The following is a 15,407-nucleotide window of genomic DNA, read 5'->3' as shown; positions in this document are numbered from 1 at the left end:
GTGCAACATCCTCTTTGTTTTTGTTGCGTCGTACTGATAGTGCTGATGAGCGGCTCTTTATGTCGGGCTGAGACAGTCATCATTGACTGCCTGATTACGCCTGACATTTATCACTTTTTTAGAGAGAGGGAAATAAAAAATACGCAGATTAAAATAATTCACCCTGGCTGTTTCCTCAGTCATCCTCTCTTCATTGACAGCAATACCTCGCTTTCCGGTGAAAAAGGTGCGCAAATTCAGCAGACTTTTACCTTACCGGATACTGTTGGCGTGATAAATATTTCTTCGGGCGATAGCACAAGGGCTGTCAGTAATGTGCAAATTTCGGGGGTTTCTTTTATTGGCGGCGCAGAAAAAAACGGCTTCGCAGAACATAATCCTCTGATCAGTATATTCAATGCGCACGATGTTACGCTTTCAAATTTAAACCTCACAGGGTTTCGTGGCGATGGAGTTTATGTCGGGCAGGGGAATGTTGTTTCAAACCACCATATTGTGATAAGAAACGTCATCTTTGACGGCGTTAACTTCAGTAACCGTAATGGCATTAGTATTATTGACGGGCATGATATCCTTATTGATGGAAATCGCTTTACCCGTATTTCCCGTAAAGGAATGCCAGGCAGCATTGATCTGGAACCTAACACTTCGCTTCAGCGCATTTATAACATTATGATCAGTCGTAATCATTTCACTGATGTGCATGGAATGGCTGCTATTGTGATAAGCCTGAGGCATGCGGGAGGGACTGTTCCTGATAACGTCACGATCAAAGGTAATATCTTCGACAAGGTTGTCAGAGGTATTCTCATCAAATCGGCAATTCCTAAAATTCAGGTTAATAATAATTTTCACATTTTTGATAATCGGAGTTCATCTGCAAGTAAAGGAGATTACAGCATTTGTAATGTCAATGCTGCGACAGGTAACAATCTTCCTGCAATAGAAAAGTATTCTGATTCATGCTGGAAATCTTTAAGGATAAATCAGGATGTATTGCAATAAGAGTTGAAAGTTATTTTCTGCCACAAAAAGGAACTATAATTTTGAACGGAATCGATAAGAAAAACACCATCGCAATCACCGCCAACACCAGTTGGTATCTTTATAATTTTCGTAAAAATACTATTCTTGCGCTGTTAGAGAGTGGCTATCAGGTTATAGCCATCTCACCTGTGGATGAATATACTCACCGGCTTGCTGAACTGGGATGTAAAACCGTTTCAGTGAAAATAGACTCTGGTGGGACTAGCATTATTAAAGATTCTATTACTCTGCTTTCGTCCTGGTATGTGTTACGTAAAGAAAAAGTGGATGTCATTCTGAATTTTACACCTAAAAATAATATCTACTTTACGCTCGCAGCAAAGGTATTGAATATTCCAGCCATTAATAATATCGCCGGACTGGGCAGTGTTTTCATGAGCAAAGGGATGGTAAGGGTAATCTGTCAGCACCTGTATCGGTTCAGCCAGCGCTACGCGGCCAAAATATTTTTCCAAAATGAGGGTGACCGCGAATTATTCCTGACTGAAATGCTGCCTGATTACTTACATACCGAACGTTTACCGGGTTCTGGGGTTGATCTGGTTCGTTTTAATGTGACACCAGCACCCGACGACGATGTCGTGCGTTTCACCCTGATTGCACGCATGCTTTATTCCAAAGGGGTTGAGCATTATGTTGAAGCCGCACGTAAACTCAAGAAGCGTCATGGTCAACGCTGCGAATTTCGCTTGTTGGGATTTCTGGATGTTAGCAATCCGGCAGCGGTGAAGACTGAGCGTATGGCCGCCTGGATTGAGGAAGGTAATATTCTATATCTGGGGACATCCGATAATGTTGAGCAGGAAATCGCGCAGGTTGATTGTATTGTGCTGCCTTCTTTTTATCGTGAAGGCGTGCCGAAATCATTACTTGAAGCCGGAGCGATGGGAAAGCCGCTGATTACCACCCGTAATATTGGCTGTCAGGATACGGTAGATGACGGGATAAATGGCTTTCTGTGTGAGCGGCAAGATACGGACTGCTTAACGCGGGCGATGGAACGGCTCATTAATATGACTCATGTGCAACGTCTGGAAATGGGCAATGAGAGTCGGAAAAAGATGGTCAGGGAGTTCGATGAAAAGATCGTTATTTCCCGTTATCTGAAGGCGATCGAACAAGTCTTGCCCTGAAACGGCGGCTATTCTGCCTCCGCTTCAGGGCTATTTGCTGACAAAATGTTAATCCACGCGGCGATAGCTGCGCTGAGTATTGTTCACTTTATACAGATAGCGGCGCGATTCCCCGGACGGATGTTTGGTCGTCAGGGTGGTGTAGACATCGCCCGGTGACATATTGTTGATGATGTTAAACGCCTGAGTTTTATTACTTGAGAACACGCGCAACACGCTGCCCGCCCCACCATTATAAGCAGTAATCACCGCATAACGACGCGATGTCGGGTTGCTGATATTCCCCAGATACACGTTTTGCAACATCGCCAGATACGCGGTGCCGGTATTAATATTGTTCTGCGGATCAAACAGATAGCTGCGACTCGGCTTGCCCCATTTCCCTTCGGATTTGAACACATCTACGCCTGCGGTGTGCTGCACAACCTGCATCAGACCCAGCGCATCAGCATTACTGACCGCATACGGGTTAAAGGCCGATTCTGTTTGCATGATCGCCAGTATCAGCGACTGATCGACACCATATTTCGCGGAAGCTTCCCGGATCATCGGCAGGTATTTATGCGCACGCTGATTCAGGTGGTTTGGCACCATCTGAATCGTCACGGAATAAATCACGTGCAGACCGGACTGACGACGCATCAGCTTGTTCTGGATCAGATAGTCGGCAAAGCTGGCTGCGCGGCCTTCCCAGCGGATTGGCTGACCGGTGTTGTCGAGAACCTGACCGTACAACATCGGTTCACGGCTGATCTGGATATCGTTGATGTCTGAATAGAGATCAACGTTACCCGGATCATCGCCCACCAGTAAGGTGCTGATAATTGCCTTACGCAGGCTTGCGGCCGGATCGGTGCCTGAAATGGTTTCGAGGGTGATGGTACCCGCATCAAAGTTGATGTGGCTGCGGGTGTAATACTGATCGCTATATTTCACGTAGTCTTTCGGACCCGCGATCAGCACTTCATTTATGCCCCAGATGTTTTCGATGTTATGGGCGAACTGCCCCATCAAAATATCGAATCCGTTGGTATCTTTCACATAAGCTTCGTTGAACTGGTTTTTCTTACTGCCGGAGCAGGAGATCAACATTGGCGCGATAATCAGCAAAGCTAAAATTTTCTTCATCTTACAAGCCGTTTCTGCTGAAAGAAGCAGGCGCCCGGAGCGCCTGCCTTAATGTTTCAACCATTGTTACAAATGATTATTTTGATGGCGGGGTGTAGCCTTCGATATGAACGTCCTGACCTTCAAACAGAAAATTCACCATTTCCTGTTCCAGCAATTTACGGTCATCCGGGTTCATCATGCTGAGTTTCTTTTCGTTGATCAGCATGGTCTGTTTGGCCATCCACTGTGACCAGGCTTCTTTGGAAATTTCATTGAAAATACGTTTGCCAATCTCGCCAGGGTACAGCTGGAAGTCTTGCCCTTCGGCATCGCGCTTGAGAAAGGTGCAAAAAATCGTTCTGCTCATGCTAATTCCTTATCGATCGTTCTTTTGGGGCGGTTATTTGCCAGCGGTCTGTTTTGCTAATTGCATCAGCAGACGTTCAACCGGCGCAGCCAGCCCGACGGATTGTGGTTGCGCTAAGTTATACCAGAGACCCGCACCTTCATCCATGCAACCTGCCGGAGAACGCAGATTTAACCACATCGGGACGATATCCAGATGGAAATGGCTGAAAGTGTGACGAAAGGCGGTCTGCTGCTGCAACGCATTTTGCGTAACACCGTATTTTTGCAGCCCCAGCGTGAGTTCGTCTTCGGTCGAATATTGCGGGAAGCAGAACAATCCGCCCCACAGGCCGACGGACGGACGCTGCTCCAGCCAGACTTTATCCTCCTGCTGGATCATCAGCATAAAGGCCGTTTTTTCCGGTAACGTCGTCTTGGGTTTTTTCCCCGGATATTTTGCCCAGCTGTGATATGCATAGGCTTCACAGCCTGACTTCACCGGACATAGCTCGCATTTCGGCTTACTGCGGGTACACACCATCGCACCCAGATCCATCATTGCCTGATTAAACTGCGCGACCCCTTCGGCAGGTGTGACGTCCTCACTGATCGCCCACAGTTTATTTTCGGTTTTCTTCTCGCCCGGCCAGCCGTCAACGGCGTAGCAGCGGGCCAGCACGCGTTTCACATTGCCGTCCAAAATGGGGTAATGCTGATTCAGTGCCAGCGACAAAACGGCACCCGCTGTGGAACGGCCAATGCCGGGCAGCGCAAGAATTTCATCAAAGGTTGTTGGAAATACGCCGCTGTGCTGGCTGACGATAGTTTGCGCCGCTTTATGCAGGTTTCGTGCGCGGGCGTAGTAACCCAGCCCGGTCCACAGATGCAGTACTTCATCGAGTGGCGCGGCGGCGAGATCAGACACCGTCGGGAAACGTTCCATAAAGCGTTCAAAATACGGGATGACAGTCGCTACCTGCGTTTGCTGCAACATCACTTCAGAAAGCCAGACTTTATAGGGGGTTTTTGCGATTTGCCAGGGCAGCGTTTTGCGGCCATAGCGCTGATACCAGTCGAGCACCAGCGGCGAAAAACTTTTTGCTTCCATAAAACCAGGGGTTTCCATCATGGGTGAATTACAGTCCGGCAGGGTTAAAAGACGGGGCTGATCACATCACAGTTCCCGTCTGGCTGTAAACCGGAACTTTCCGCACTGTATTGACGGATTTCCTGCCGTCAAACCTTGCTAATCGGGAGTAAGTTTGGATAATGCGCCTTTCCTTATATTCAGTGACCAAAGCACAGGCATCCGCGCGCGGGTACCGCGTCTTGCCAATCGGAGTGGAAACACCATGAAAAACGACGTCATTTCACCGGAGTTCGACGAGAACGGTCGCGCGATGCGCCGTATCCGTAGTTTTGTCCGCCGTCAGGGCCGTCTGACCAAAGGTCAGCAATTCGCGCTGGACAATTTCTGGCCGGTGATGGGCGTGGAGTTTCAGGCAGAACCTCTGGCAATTGATGCCTTGTTTGGTCGCCCGGCACCGGTTGTGCTGGAAATCGGTTTCGGGATGGGCACCTCGCTGGTCACGATGGCGAAACAGAACCCGGACCAGAATTTCATCGGCATTGAAGTTCACTCGCCTGGCGTCGGTGCCTGTCTTGCGACCGCGCATGAAGAGGGTGTCAGTAACCTGCGCGTAATGTGTCACGATGCGGTCGAAGTGTTGGAAAAAATGATTCCGGATGGCTCGCTTGACATGGTGCAGCTATTCTTTCCTGACCCGTGGCACAAAGCGCGTCATAATAAGCGCCGTATCGTGCAGCCGGAGTTCGTTGAGAAGCTGCGCAAGAAATTGAAAGTGGGCGGTGTATTCCACATGGCAACCGACTGGGAGCCTTATGCGGAGCACATGCTTGACGTCATGACCAGTTTAGAAAACTGGGTGAACCTGTCGCAGGAGGGCAATTATGTCCCGCGTCCGGAATCCCGCCCGGTGACCAAGTTCGAAATGCGTGGCCAGCGTTTAGGCCACGGCGTATGGGATCTGATGTTTGAGAGGAAGCAATAATGGCTACAAATCGCAGTCGTCGTTTACGTAAGAAGTTACACATTGCCGAGTTCCAGGAACTGGGCTTCTCTGTAAAATGGCGTTTCCCGGAAGGTACCGCGGTAGAAACCATTGACGAATCACTGGATAAATTCATTGACGGTGTGATCGAGCCAAACAAGCTGGCCTTCGACGGCAGTGGCTATCTGCAATGGGAAGGTCTGGTTTGCCGTCAGGACATCGGCCATTGCACTGATGAACAGCGTGCGCTGGTCAAAAAATGGTTAGAAGACCATAAAATGGAAGACGTGGAAGTTTCAGAGTTGTTCGATATCTGGTGGGACTGATTCTGCCGTCATCCTTCGAATTGTCTCTGCGTTGACTGCCTTCACTTACCCCGGTCACTTACTTTTGTAAGCTCCCGGGGATAAGTTCAGTTGTCGCCTTGATACAACTCGAATGATTTAGGCAGATCCTGAGGATCTCTGAATCTCATAAAGGTGCCTTCCGGCACCTTTGTTACATCTGGAGGCAGGACGTTGGGTACCGAACTTGATAACAGTTTGCTGGAAGATATTCTTGCGCAGGTCAGGCCGCTGATAGGTCGGGGTAAAGTGGCCGGTTACATTCCTGCTCTGGCGGAAGTCAGCCCCGATCATTTAGGAATCGCCGTGTGTACCACGAAAGGGGAGATCTTTCGTGCCGGTGATGCCGATATTCGTTTCTCGATCCAGTCGATCTCAAAAGTTCTCAGCCTGACGCTGGCGCTGACCCGTTATCAGGAAAGCGAAATCTGGCAGCGTGTCGGCAAAGAGCCGTCCGGTCAGCCATTCAATTCTCTGGTACAGCTTGAGCTGGAACAGGGTAAACCGCGTAACCCGTTCATCAATCCGGGCGCACTGGTGGTCTGCGATATGCTGCAAACCCGGCTTTCGGCACCGAAGCAGAGAATGCTGGAAGTGGTGCGTCAGCTGGCCGGATCGGCAGATCTCAACTACGATCGGCACGTTGCGCGTTCCGAGTTTGAGCACTCCGACCGCAATGCGGCGATTGCCTATCTGATGAAGTCTTTCGGTAATTTCGACAACGACGTCATCACCGTTTTGCACACCTATTTTCACTACTGCGCATTGCGCATGAGTTGTGAAGAACTGGCGCGGACGTTTGTGTATCTGGCCAATAAAGGGCATCCGCTGGGTAGCGAGACACCGCTCATCGATGCCCGTCAGGCACGGCAGATTAATGCGATGATGGTGACCAGCGGTATGTACGATGGTGCGGGTGAGTTCGCCTATCGCGTCGGGATGCCGGGCAAATCCGGTGTCGGTGGCGGTATTATTGCCCTGGTGCCGGGTGAGATGTGTATCGCGGTATGGTCGCCGGAACTTGATGCGGCAGGGAACTCTTTGGCAGGTATTGCTGCCTTAGAACTACTGGCGCAACGTATTGGCCGTTCAATTTTTTGAGTTTGCTGTCTTAAGGGAGAGTACATGTTAGTAAAAAGTGGAGTGGTAAAAACCGGACTTGCTGCGTTGCTGGCTCTCAGTGCGTGGAGCGCACAGGCGGACTATCAGTGTGCCGTACAGCCTAAAGATGATGTGATCATTAAGCCGCAGACCGTTCAGGTGGTCGGCAACAGCGGTGATTTGCTGATCACGCCAAATGGTAACGTGACCCTCAACGGTAAAGACATGACCCTGAGCGCCAGACAGCGTCAGGAAGCGATCGATTATCAGGCCGGTTTGCGCCGCGACCTGCCGTGGATTGATCAGGGTGCGACGGCGCATCTCGAAAAAGGCCGCGTGGCGGTAGATCGGGTGATCGTCGAGAAACTGGGCACCGACAGCAACGTGCGTAACCGTCTGGTCACGCTCGACAAGCAACTGAAGCAACAAATGAACCTGATCATTGAGCACCGCGCCGACGGTCTGACCTTCCACCATAAAGCGGTGGATCAGGTTAAGCAAAACGGTCAGAAGCTGATGGAACAAACCATGGGCGGCGTGATGCAGGACAGCATCAACGAAATGGGCCTCAAACAGGCTACCAGCGGTGGGAATCCGTTGCAGGCGATGATGGGTAATCTTGGCGGGCTGCAGCAAGCCATTCAGGAAGAGTGGAACAAGCAGGAAAAAGAGTTCAAAGCCTTTGGCGATGACGTCTGTAAGCGTGTGACGAATCTGGATACTCAGCACAAAGCCTTGCTGGCGGATTTGAAAAAGTAACCGGCTAAATGACAGACACAAAAAAACCGCGATTACGCGGTTTTTTTGTGGGAAAACGAACCGTCCTTTGTGAACTGCACCTTACTCCCCCAAAAACAGCTCCAGCAGTGAGTTGAGGAATAATTTTCCTTTGCCGGTGATCTGCCAGTGCGTGGCGGTTTCCACCAGATATTCTTTGGTGATCGCTTCGTCAAGCTGTGCGCGTATCACCGACTCATCCAGCCCGGTATACAGACCAAACTCTTCACGCGGCGCGGCTTCCAGCAGGCGGAAGCGGTTCATGAAGAATTCAAACGGCAAATCTTCGGTTTCGACCGGATGCTGTTTGTCCATATAACGTCCCTGCATATAGCCGCGAGGATGTTTGGTTTTTACGGTACGCAGGATTTGCCCGTCGGGCTGCGTCAGTTTGCCATGCGCGCCGCAACCGATGCCGAGATAATCCCCGAAGCGCCAGTAGTTCAGATTGTGCTGACACTGGTAGCCCGGTTTGGCATACGCCGAGGTTTCATACTGCTGATAACCAGCCGCAGTCAGCAACTGGTCGCCTTGCTCGAAAATATCCCACAGTGCATCGTCATCCGGCAGGGTCGGCGGGCGCGAGGCGTACATTGTATTCGGCTCAATAGTCAGCTGATACCACGACAAATGCGGCGGGTTGAGTGCAATAGCCTGACGCAAATCGTCCAGCGCTTCTTCCAGCGTCTGATCCGGCAAGCCGTGCATCAGATCCAGATTGAAGCTGCGCAGGTTCAGGCCGGTCGCCAGATGCGCCGCGCGCGTGGCTTCGTCAGGGCCATGAATACGCCCCAGACGCTCCAGTTTCTGCGCATCGAAACTTTGCACGCCAATGGAGATACGGTTCACACCGGCGCGCTGATAGCCGCTGAAGCGGTCTGCTTCGACGGTACCCGGATTAGCTTCCATGGTGATTTCAGCATTAGCATCGAGCGGCAACCGCGCACGCACGCCGTCGAGCAGATTCTGCATCGCTTCGCTGCTCAGCAGACTTGGGGTTCCGCCGCCGATAAAAATCGTCCCCACACTGCGTCCGCCCACCAGATGCAGGTCTGCATCCAGATCAGCCAGCAGATGCGCGACATAATCGTCATGCGGCACTTCACCCTTTAACGCGTGCGAGTTGAAATCGCAGTAAGGGCATTTTTGCACGCACCACGGAATATGGATGTAGAGACTCAGCGGCGGTAACTTACGCATTCTTTTGTACAGCCTCTTTCATCGCGGCAAGCAATAGTTTCAGTGCCTGTCCACGGTGCGAGACCGCACTTTTTTCTTCACGGGTCAGTTCTGCGGCGGTCTTGCCCAGCTCAGGAACATAAAAAATCGGGTCATAACCGAAGCCGCCTTCGCCTGCTTCGGCAAAGGTAATCTCACCGGCCCAACTGCCGTGACACACCAGCGGCGTCGGGTCTTCAGCGTGGCGCATATACACCAGCACACAATGGAACTGCGCATCGCGCTGACCCTGTGGCACGTCTTTCAGCGCCACCAGCAGTTTATCGAGGTTTTGCTGATCGCTGGCATCAACGCCTGCGTAGCGTGCGGAGTAAATCCCCGGCGCGCCGCCGAGAAAATCCACCGCCAGACCTGAATCATCAGCAATGGCTGGCAAACCGGTGACCGCTGCCGCATGGCGGGCCTTCAGGATGGCGTTCTCAATGAACGTCAGCCCGGTTTCTTCGGCAGATTCAACACCGAGTTCCGTTTGCGCGACCACGTCCAGCCCGAAACTGGCCAGAAGATGTGCGAGCTCACGCACTTTACCGGCGTTGCCGGTAGCTAATACGACTTTCTGCATGGGAGAGTCCTGACGTAAACGTTATTCTGCGAGCAGTACCGCGACCTCAGTCGGGATATTTTGCGGATGTGTAATGCGGACTTGTTTATGGCGGCCCAGTTCGCCCTTTTCAATGCTGACCTGACTTTTGGCGACTTTAAACTGTTTCGCGAGAAATTTCACCAGATGTGTGTTCGCCTGACCATCAACCGGCGGGGCGGTGATGGCGACTTTCAGTTCGTCGCCATGCAAACCCACCAGGCTGTCGCGGCTGGCTTTGGGCTGGATAACCAGCCGCAAAACCAGCGCATCAGATTGCCAGAACGCCGGGCTTAAAGCTGGAACCACAACGCACCCAGCAGATCCATCCCCAGATAATTCAGCATATAGAGGATAAGGATCACCACCATCGCCGAGAAATCGATGCCGCCCATCGCCGGAAGAATACGACGGATTGGCGCCATCAGCGGCTCAGTCAGTTGCATCAGCAGGTAATCCATCGGCCCGCGGCCCTGGCTCACCCAGCTCATCAGCGAGCGGATAATCACCAGCCAGAACACCAGATAACCGGCGGCTTTAACCAGCCCTATCAGGCCAATCAGCAGGCTGCTCAGACCAAAGAAAATAGCGCCGCTTTGAATAAGCAACAGCAGCGGGAATTTGATGGTGCAAAGGATAAACGCCAGCAGCAAACTCGCGCTGTCAATCGGGCCCAGCGGCGGAATAATCCGGCGAAGTGGTCCGATAATTGGCTGAGTAATTTTCACCACGAACTGTGAAAACGGGTTATAAAAATCTGTACGTGCCCATTGCATCCAGATGCGCAGTAGCAGAACCATCACGTAGAGATCTATGAGGGTTTTAACCAGAAACGTCAGCGTTAACATAATTCTCCTATGCCCTTCATCCTTCGCGTGTCGTCTTGAGGCAACACGAATGATTTTGGGCAGTGTTATTTTATTATTTGCTCTTATTAGAACAGTTTTTCCATTTCCTGCGCGCGGGTAATGGCGGCCTGCATGGCCTCGGAGACAATCTCCGGTAATTTACGGTCGGTGAAAACCTTCAGAGCTTCAAACGTCGTGCCGCCTTTGGACGTCACATTCTCACGAAGTTGTGACAATGGCGTGTCCGGACTGGCGGCGACTAAAGCACTGGCGCCGCTGGCGGCTTGCTCAACCAGCATCCGTGCGGTTTCAGCGCTGAAACCCAGACGTTGCGCTTCAGCCTGCATTGCTTCCATAAACAGGAAGAAATACGCCGGGGCGCTGCCTGCGGCGGCAATTACGTGGTTGATACCTTCTTCGGTATCGACCCAGCAAATTTTGCCGACGGCGGTCATCAGTTCACCGCTGTAATCACGGTCTGCCTGAGAAACCTGAGAAGGTGCGTACAGGCCACTCATGCCTTTCCCGACCAGAGATGGCGTGTTCGGCATGATACGCACGATGTTCAGATTATCGCCCAGCAACTCGCAGAAGCGCGCCACACTGACGCCTGCGGCAATCGACAGTACCAGCTTGTCGCTAAAATCCACGTCTTTTTGCAGTGCTTTACACACATCGGCCATCATTTGCGGTTTTACCGACAAAACAACGACATCCGCCTCCTTTGCACAGCCGCTGTTATCGCTGCTGCTTTGCACGCCATATTTATCAGCCAGCGCATCGCGATGCGTGGTGGAAGGGGCACAAACGCTGATGAGATTTGCCGGATAGCCGCTTTCGACCAGGCCGGAAATAATTGCGCCCGCCATATTACCGGCGCCGATAAAACTGATTTTGCGATGTTGCATTCATGCTCCTTGCTTTTAATGGGGGCTGAATTGAGCCTATCAAGAGTAAAGCAGTAAACCCAAAGATAAAGGTTACTGTTTTATGCTGTAATCACGGGCACCGAAAATGGCGGTCCCGATGCGAACCATCGTGCTGCCAGCCGCAATTGCCGCAGGCATATCATCGGTCATACCCATCGACAGCGTATCGGCCTGCGGACAAATATTTTGTAAATCTTTCAGCGCATCCCGCATCTTGCCGAAGACCTCAAGCTGTCGAGCGTGATCCGTTTCCACTGCCGGAATCGCCATCAGGCCGCGCAGTATCAGGCGGGGCATCGCCATAATCTGTCGGGCCAGTTCTGCGATATCGCCCACTGCAATGCCGGACTTACTGGCCTCATCGCTGATGTTGACCTGAATCAGCACCTGTAAAGGCGCTAAACCGGCCGGACGTTGTTCGTTCAGCCGCTGGGCGATTTTCAGGCGGTCAATGGTATGGCACCAGTCGAAATTCTCCGCCACCAGGCGGCTTTTATTCGACTGCAATGGCCCGATGAAATGCCAGGTCAGCGCAGGCTGATGTCCGGCAAAGTGGGCAATCTTATCCACGCCTTCCTGCACGTAGTTTTCGCCGAAAGCTAACTGCCCGGCGGCAATCGCTTCTTCGACAGCGCTCGCAGGTTTTGTTTTGCTGACTGCAAGCAAGGTAATTTCTTCTGGAGACCTGCCGCAATGTTGTGCAGCGGCTGCGATTTTCTCGCGGACATTCTGTAAGTTCTGCTCAATAGCGTTTTGCTGACTAAGGCTCATAGGGACTCAGGAGGATTTCAACATGGATATTGATGGATTAGTGGGACGTAGTGTAAAGCAAAATGCCTCCGATCTGCACCTTTGTACCGGCTATCCCCCTGTGTTGCGCATTGACGGGGAATTATGTCGCTGTGAAGATCTGCCGGTGGTGGAGGCTTCGCAGATGCTGGGGCTGATCCATGGGTGGCTGGATGCCACTGAACAACATACTTTGCAGCTGGCCGGACAGGTGGATAAAGCGCTGACATTGGGTGATGGCGTGCGGATGCGGCTCAATATCTTTCAGCAACTGCACGGGTTGTCTGCGGCGCTGAGACCGGTGCCTGCCCGTTGCCCCGAGCTGGCTGCATTGAGGGTGCCGGATATCTTGCAGCACGTCATTATGCAGGAAGACGGCCTGATTTTGGTCACCGGTGCGACGGGCAGCGGGAAATCCACCACGCTGGCGGCGCTGATTGATCATCTCAACCGCCATGCGAAGCGCCATATTATTACGCTGGAAGACCCCATCGAGCTTATCCATACTGGCAGGCAATGTCTGATTCAGCAGCGCGAACTCGGGCTGCATACGCGTTCATTTGGCGAAGCGGTGCGCGGTGCTCTGCGTGAAGATCCGGATGTATTGTTACTGGGCGAACTGCGTGACACTGACAGTATCCGGCTGGCGCTGACGGCGGCAGAAACCGGACATCTGGTTCTCGCGACACTGCATACGCGCAACGCCACACAGGCCATTGACCGGCTGGTTGATGTGTTTCCGGCAGAAGAAAAAGCGTTTGTCCGCGCGCAACTGGCGGGCAGCCTGCGGGCCGTGATCGCGCAAAAACTGGCGGTGACTGAAGAAAAGGATGGGAGAAAAGCGGGAAGGGTAGCGCTTTTTGAAGTGCTGACCTCCACACCGGCGGTGTGCAATTTAATTCGTGAAGGGAAAACGCATCAGCTGGCGGATATCCTGCAAACCGGCGCGCAGGCCGGCATGCAGACGTTCGCACAAAGCCGTCAGCAACGGCAACGTGCGGGATTACTGGCGGAAGATCAGGACTGACTCCACTGTTTCTCGAACCAGCTTTCCAGAATAATGACGGCGGAAGCGGCATCCACGCTGCCTTTATCCAGCGCACGGAAACCGCCGCGATCGAACAAATCAGCGCGGGCTTCTACGGTACTCAGGCGTTCGTCGTGCAGTTCAACCTGAACGCCAAAACGGCCATGCAGACGGTTGGCAAATTTGCGCGCACGGGCGGTCAGGGGTTGTTCTGTGCCGTCCATGTTCAGCGGCAAACCGACAACCACCAGATCCGGCAGCCATTCTTTCAGCAGTTTTTCAATTTTCTGCCAGTCCGGTGTGCCGTCCTGCGCTTTAAACGAGGTCAGCGGACGGGCGGTGCCGGTGACTTCCTGACCAATAGCCAGACCGATGCTTTTGGTGCCGAAGTCGAAAGCAAAAACCGTGCGGTTTGCCATTATGCGTGCCCCGCATGGGTGGCGAGCTGTCCGACGTCAACGCCGATCATTTTCGCTGCTTCGCGCCAGCGGTCAGCAATGGGGGTGCGGAACAAAATATCGCTGCTGGCTTCAATGGTCAGCCACGAGTTTTCCAGTAATTCTTTTTCAAGCTGGCCCTGTTCCCATGCGGCATAACCCAGCGCCACCAGCACATCTTTTGGCTGATCGGGCGTGCCCAGCGTTTCCAGCACGTCTTTCGAGGTGGTGATCATCGTGCAGTCAGAGATGCGGATGCTGGAGCCAAAACCCTCGCGCGGCGTATGCAAAATGAAACCGCGATCGTCTGCCAGCGGGCCCCCGGAAAAAACCGGGCGATCAAGACGAATACTCAGGTCACGGGGTTCGGGGGTGATGTCGAGTTTGTCGAGTACGCTTTCAATGGTGAAATCGTCGACCAGTTTGTTAATCACCAGACCCATGGCGCCGTCTTCATCGTGCTCGCAGATGTACACGACCGAACGTTTGAACTGGGGTTCATCCAGGCCAGGCATCGCAATTAGAAAGTGATGTTGTAGATTCATGGTATGCAGGATGTTTAACCTCAGAATTGAAATCAGTGCAGGCAGGCCAGTTTATTACGTCAGGCTCGCCAAAAAAAGCGGGTTATCCAGCAATGCTGAACAACCCGTTTATCGATTTTAATCTGTGCTTATCGTGAAGCCAGACGTTTCTCGATGGCGTCCATCAGCATGCCGGTGATGGAAATCGGGAAGGCGGCTTCGATTTCACGTGCACAGGTCGGGCTGGTGACGTTAATTTCCGTCAGGCGATCGCCGATAATATCCAGACCGACAAAAATCAGGCCTTTCTGCTTGAGGATTGGCGCGACGGTACGGGCAATTGCCCAGTCACTTTCGCTCAGCGGACGGGCTTCGCCACGGCCTCCGGCAGCCAGATTACCGCGGGTTTCACCCTGCGCCGGAATACGCGCCAGGCAGTAAGGCACCGGTTCGCCGTCGACCACCAGAACGCGTTTGTCACCGTCCTTGATGGCTGGCAGGTAGTTTTGTGCCATACAGAAACGGCTGCCGTGTTCGGTCAGTGTTTCGATAACGACGGAGACGTTGGCGTCTTCAGGTTTCAGACGGAAAATGGAAGCGCCGCCCATGCCATCGAGTGGCTTGAGGATCACGTCAGTGTGTTCTTTATGGAACGCTTTCAACTGCGCTGCATTGCGGGTAACCAGCGTATCCGGCGTCAGTTCAGGGAACCACGCAGTGAACAGCTTTTCGTTACAGTCGCGCAGGCTCTGCGGTTTATTGACGATCAGCGTGCCTTTTTCTTCGGCACGTTCGAGGATGTAAGTGGCATAAATGAATTCGGTATCGAACGGCGGATCCTTACGCATCAGGATCACGTCCAGTTCCTGCAGGGCGATATCCTGCTCTGTGCCAAACTCATACCAGCCATCGTAATCCTGCTTCACGCTGAGTTTTTTGGTGGTCGCACGGCCTTCGCCGCCGCGCAGATACAGGGAATTCATTTCCATGTAATGCAGTTCGTAACCACGACTCTGCGCTTCCAGCAACATAGCGAAACTGGTGTCTTTTTTAATGTTGATGGAAGAGATCGGATCCATCACGATGCCAAGCTTAATCATTT

Annotated in this window: 19 protein-coding genes; 7 read left to right on the top strand and 12 right to left on the bottom strand. The window is 52.4% G+C overall.

Going from position 1 to position 15,407, the window contains the following annotated elements:
- Window positions 1-1,005: a right-handed parallel beta-helix repeat-containing protein gene (locus tag AACU55_RS03785; RefSeq protein WP_134706679.1), complete on the top strand. Its 1,005-nt coding sequence runs from the start codon at window positions 1-3 to the stop codon at window positions 1,003-1,005.
- Between the two features lie 41 nt (window positions 1,006-1,046).
- On the top strand, window positions 1,047-2,180 hold the full coding sequence (locus AACU55_RS03780; protein ID WP_134706678.1) for a glycosyltransferase family 4 protein: 1,134 nt from the start codon (window positions 1,047-1,049) through the stop codon (window positions 2,178-2,180).
- Window positions 2,181-2,228: 48 nt separating this feature from the next.
- Here AACU55_RS03780 and mltC read toward each other — a convergent pair whose 3' ends face one another.
- From mltC to mutY, 3 genes are all read right to left on the bottom strand, one after another.
- Window positions 2,229-3,308, bottom strand: coding sequence for a membrane-bound lytic murein transglycosylase MltC (gene mltC / locus AACU55_RS03775; protein ID WP_134706677.1), 1,080 nt, complete (start codon window positions 3,306-3,308; stop codon window positions 2,229-2,231).
- 76 nt (window positions 3,309-3,384) lie between these two features.
- Window positions 3,385-3,657 (bottom strand): oxidative damage protection protein, encoded by a 273-nt coding sequence (locus AACU55_RS03770; RefSeq protein ID WP_013576841.1) that lies wholly within the window; start codon window positions 3,655-3,657, stop codon window positions 3,385-3,387.
- Between the two features lie 33 nt (window positions 3,658-3,690).
- A complete protein-coding gene (gene mutY, locus AACU55_RS03765; protein WP_205960145.1) occupies window positions 3,691-4,746 on the bottom strand; it encodes an A/G-specific adenine glycosylase in 1,056 nt (351 codons plus the stop codon).
- 244 nt (window positions 4,747-4,990) lie between these two features.
- On the opposite strand from mutY, the gene trmB reads away from it, so the two are divergent.
- The 4 genes from trmB (at window position 4,991) to AACU55_RS03745 (ending at window position 7,914) form a co-directional block, all read left to right on the top strand.
- Complete coding sequence (gene trmB, locus AACU55_RS03760) at window positions 4,991-5,710, top strand: tRNA (guanosine(46)-N7)-methyltransferase TrmB (protein WP_013576839.1); 720 nt, start codon at window positions 4,991-4,993, stop codon at window positions 5,708-5,710.
- Window positions 5,710-6,036 (top strand): YggL family protein, encoded by a 327-nt coding sequence (locus tag AACU55_RS03755; protein ID WP_013576838.1) that lies wholly within the window; start codon window positions 5,710-5,712, stop codon window positions 6,034-6,036. The genes trmB and AACU55_RS03755 overlap by 1 nt, the downstream gene beginning before the upstream one ends.
- A 192-nt stretch (window positions 6,037-6,228) precedes the next feature.
- Window positions 6,229-7,155, top strand: a complete 927-nt coding sequence (glsB, locus tag AACU55_RS03750; protein ID WP_037033273.1) for a glutaminase B — start codon at window positions 6,229-6,231, stop codon at window positions 7,153-7,155.
- A gap of 24 nt (window positions 7,156-7,179) precedes the next feature.
- Window positions 7,180-7,914, top strand: a complete 735-nt coding sequence (locus tag AACU55_RS03745) for a YggN family protein (protein WP_013576836.1) — start codon at window positions 7,180-7,182, stop codon at window positions 7,912-7,914.
- 81 nt (window positions 7,915-7,995) lie between these two features.
- On the opposite strand, the gene hemW is transcribed toward AACU55_RS03745, so the two are convergent.
- From hemW to AACU55_RS03715, 6 genes are all read right to left on the bottom strand, one after another.
- A complete protein-coding gene (gene hemW / locus AACU55_RS03740; protein ID WP_013576835.1) occupies window positions 7,996-9,132 on the bottom strand; it encodes a radical SAM family heme chaperone HemW in 1,137 nt (378 codons plus the stop codon).
- Window positions 9,125-9,733: an XTP/dITP diphosphatase gene (locus AACU55_RS03735; RefSeq protein WP_112150890.1), complete on the bottom strand. Its 609-nt coding sequence runs from the start codon at window positions 9,731-9,733 to the stop codon at window positions 9,125-9,127. The genes hemW and AACU55_RS03735 overlap by 8 nt, the downstream gene beginning before the upstream one ends.
- A gap of 21 nt (window positions 9,734-9,754) precedes the next feature.
- Window positions 9,755-10,060 (bottom strand): DUF167 family protein YggU, encoded by a 306-nt coding sequence (yggU, locus tag AACU55_RS03730; protein WP_013576833.1) that lies wholly within the window; start codon window positions 10,058-10,060, stop codon window positions 9,755-9,757.
- Window positions 10,045-10,599 carry a YggT family protein gene (locus AACU55_RS03725; RefSeq protein ID WP_013576832.1) on the bottom strand — a complete coding sequence of 185 codons (555 nt, stop codon included), beginning with the start codon at window positions 10,597-10,599 and terminating at the stop codon, window positions 10,045-10,047. Before AACU55_RS03725 ends, yggU begins: the two co-directional genes overlap by 16 nt.
- 86 nt (window positions 10,600-10,685) lie before the next feature.
- On the bottom strand, window positions 10,686-11,507 hold the full coding sequence (proC, locus tag AACU55_RS03720; RefSeq protein ID WP_013576831.1) for a pyrroline-5-carboxylate reductase: 822 nt from the start codon (window positions 11,505-11,507) through the stop codon (window positions 10,686-10,688).
- 72 nt (window positions 11,508-11,579) lie between these two features.
- Window positions 11,580-12,299: a YggS family pyridoxal phosphate-dependent enzyme gene (locus AACU55_RS03715; protein WP_013576830.1), complete on the bottom strand. Its 720-nt coding sequence runs from the start codon at window positions 12,297-12,299 to the stop codon at window positions 11,580-11,582.
- 22 nt (window positions 12,300-12,321) lie between these two features.
- Between AACU55_RS03715 and AACU55_RS03710 the strand changes: the two genes are divergently transcribed.
- Window positions 12,322-13,344 carry a type IV pilus twitching motility protein PilT gene (locus AACU55_RS03710; RefSeq protein ID WP_134706675.1) on the top strand — a complete coding sequence of 341 codons (1,023 nt, stop codon included), beginning with the start codon at window positions 12,322-12,324 and terminating at the stop codon, window positions 13,342-13,344.
- Here the strand turns inward: AACU55_RS03710 and ruvX are convergent.
- From ruvX to gshB, 3 genes are all read right to left on the bottom strand, one after another.
- The gene (gene ruvX / locus AACU55_RS03705) at window positions 13,335-13,763 is read right to left on the bottom strand and encodes a Holliday junction resolvase RuvX (protein WP_013576828.1); all 429 of its coding nucleotides are present in this window, start codon (window positions 13,761-13,763) and stop codon (window positions 13,335-13,337) included. The two genes, AACU55_RS03710 and ruvX, sit on opposite strands and share 10 nt — an antisense overlap.
- Complete coding sequence (locus AACU55_RS03700; RefSeq protein ID WP_134706674.1) at window positions 13,763-14,326, bottom strand: YqgE/AlgH family protein; 564 nt, start codon at window positions 14,324-14,326, stop codon at window positions 13,763-13,765. Before AACU55_RS03700 ends, ruvX begins: the two co-directional genes overlap by 1 nt.
- Window positions 14,327-14,454: 128 nt before the next feature.
- Window positions 14,455-15,405 (bottom strand): glutathione synthase, encoded by a 951-nt coding sequence (gene gshB / locus AACU55_RS03695; RefSeq protein WP_013576826.1) that lies wholly within the window; start codon window positions 15,403-15,405, stop codon window positions 14,455-14,457.
- Window positions 15,406-15,407: the final 2 nt, after the last annotated feature.

The organism is Rahnella sp. CJA17(1/100) (assembly GCF_963881615.1).
Taxonomy (GTDB): domain Bacteria; phylum Pseudomonadota; class Gammaproteobacteria; order Enterobacterales; family Enterobacteriaceae; genus Rahnella; species Rahnella aceris.
The sequence above is the reverse complement of the archived record's forward strand: the minus strand, read 5'-3'. Positions and strand labels throughout refer to the sequence as shown.

Excerpts from the sequence above, each read along its gene's own strand:
- AACU55_RS03755 (WP_013576838.1), top strand. The coding sequence starts at position 5,710 with ATGGCTACAAATCGCAGTCGTCGTTTACGTAAGAAGTTACACATTGCC.
- mutY (WP_205960145.1), bottom strand. The coding sequence starts at position 4,746 with ATGGAAGCAAAAAGTTTTTCGCCGCTGGTGCTCGACTGGTATCAGCGC.
- AACU55_RS03735 (WP_112150890.1), bottom strand. The coding sequence starts at position 9,733 with ATGCAGAAAGTCGTATTAGCTACCGGCAACGCCGGTAAAGTGCGTGAG.
- hemW (WP_013576835.1), bottom strand. The coding sequence starts at position 9,132 with ATGCGTAAGTTACCGCCGCTGAGTCTCTACATCCATATTCCGTGGTGC.
- AACU55_RS03770 (WP_013576841.1), bottom strand. The coding sequence starts at position 3,657 with ATGAGCAGAACGATTTTTTGCACCTTTCTCAAGCGCGATGCCGAAGGG.
- AACU55_RS03710 (WP_134706675.1), top strand. The coding sequence starts at position 12,322 with ATGGATATTGATGGATTAGTGGGACGTAGTGTAAAGCAAAATGCCTCC.
- gshB (WP_013576826.1), bottom strand. The coding sequence starts at position 15,405 with ATGATTAAGCTTGGCATCGTGATGGATCCGATCTCTTCCATCAACATT.
- AACU55_RS03700 (WP_134706674.1), bottom strand. The coding sequence starts at position 14,326 with ATGAATCTACAACATCACTTTCTAATTGCGATGCCTGGCCTGGATGAA.
- trmB (WP_013576839.1), top strand. The coding sequence starts at position 4,991 with ATGAAAAACGACGTCATTTCACCGGAGTTCGACGAGAACGGTCGCGCG.
- AACU55_RS03715 (WP_013576830.1), bottom strand. The coding sequence starts at position 12,299 with ATGAGCCTTAGTCAGCAAAACGCTATTGAGCAGAACTTACAGAATGTC.
- ruvX (WP_013576828.1), bottom strand. The coding sequence starts at position 13,763 with ATGGCAAACCGCACGGTTTTTGCTTTCGACTTCGGCACCAAAAGCATC.
- AACU55_RS03725 (WP_013576832.1), bottom strand. The coding sequence starts at position 10,599 with ATGTTAACGCTGACGTTTCTGGTTAAAACCCTCATAGATCTCTACGTG.
- AACU55_RS03745 (WP_013576836.1), top strand. The coding sequence starts at position 7,180 with ATGTTAGTAAAAAGTGGAGTGGTAAAAACCGGACTTGCTGCGTTGCTG.
- proC (WP_013576831.1), bottom strand. The coding sequence starts at position 11,507 with ATGCAACATCGCAAAATCAGTTTTATCGGCGCCGGTAATATGGCGGGC.
- mltC (WP_134706677.1), bottom strand. The coding sequence starts at position 3,308 with ATGAAGAAAATTTTAGCTTTGCTGATTATCGCGCCAATGTTGATCTCC.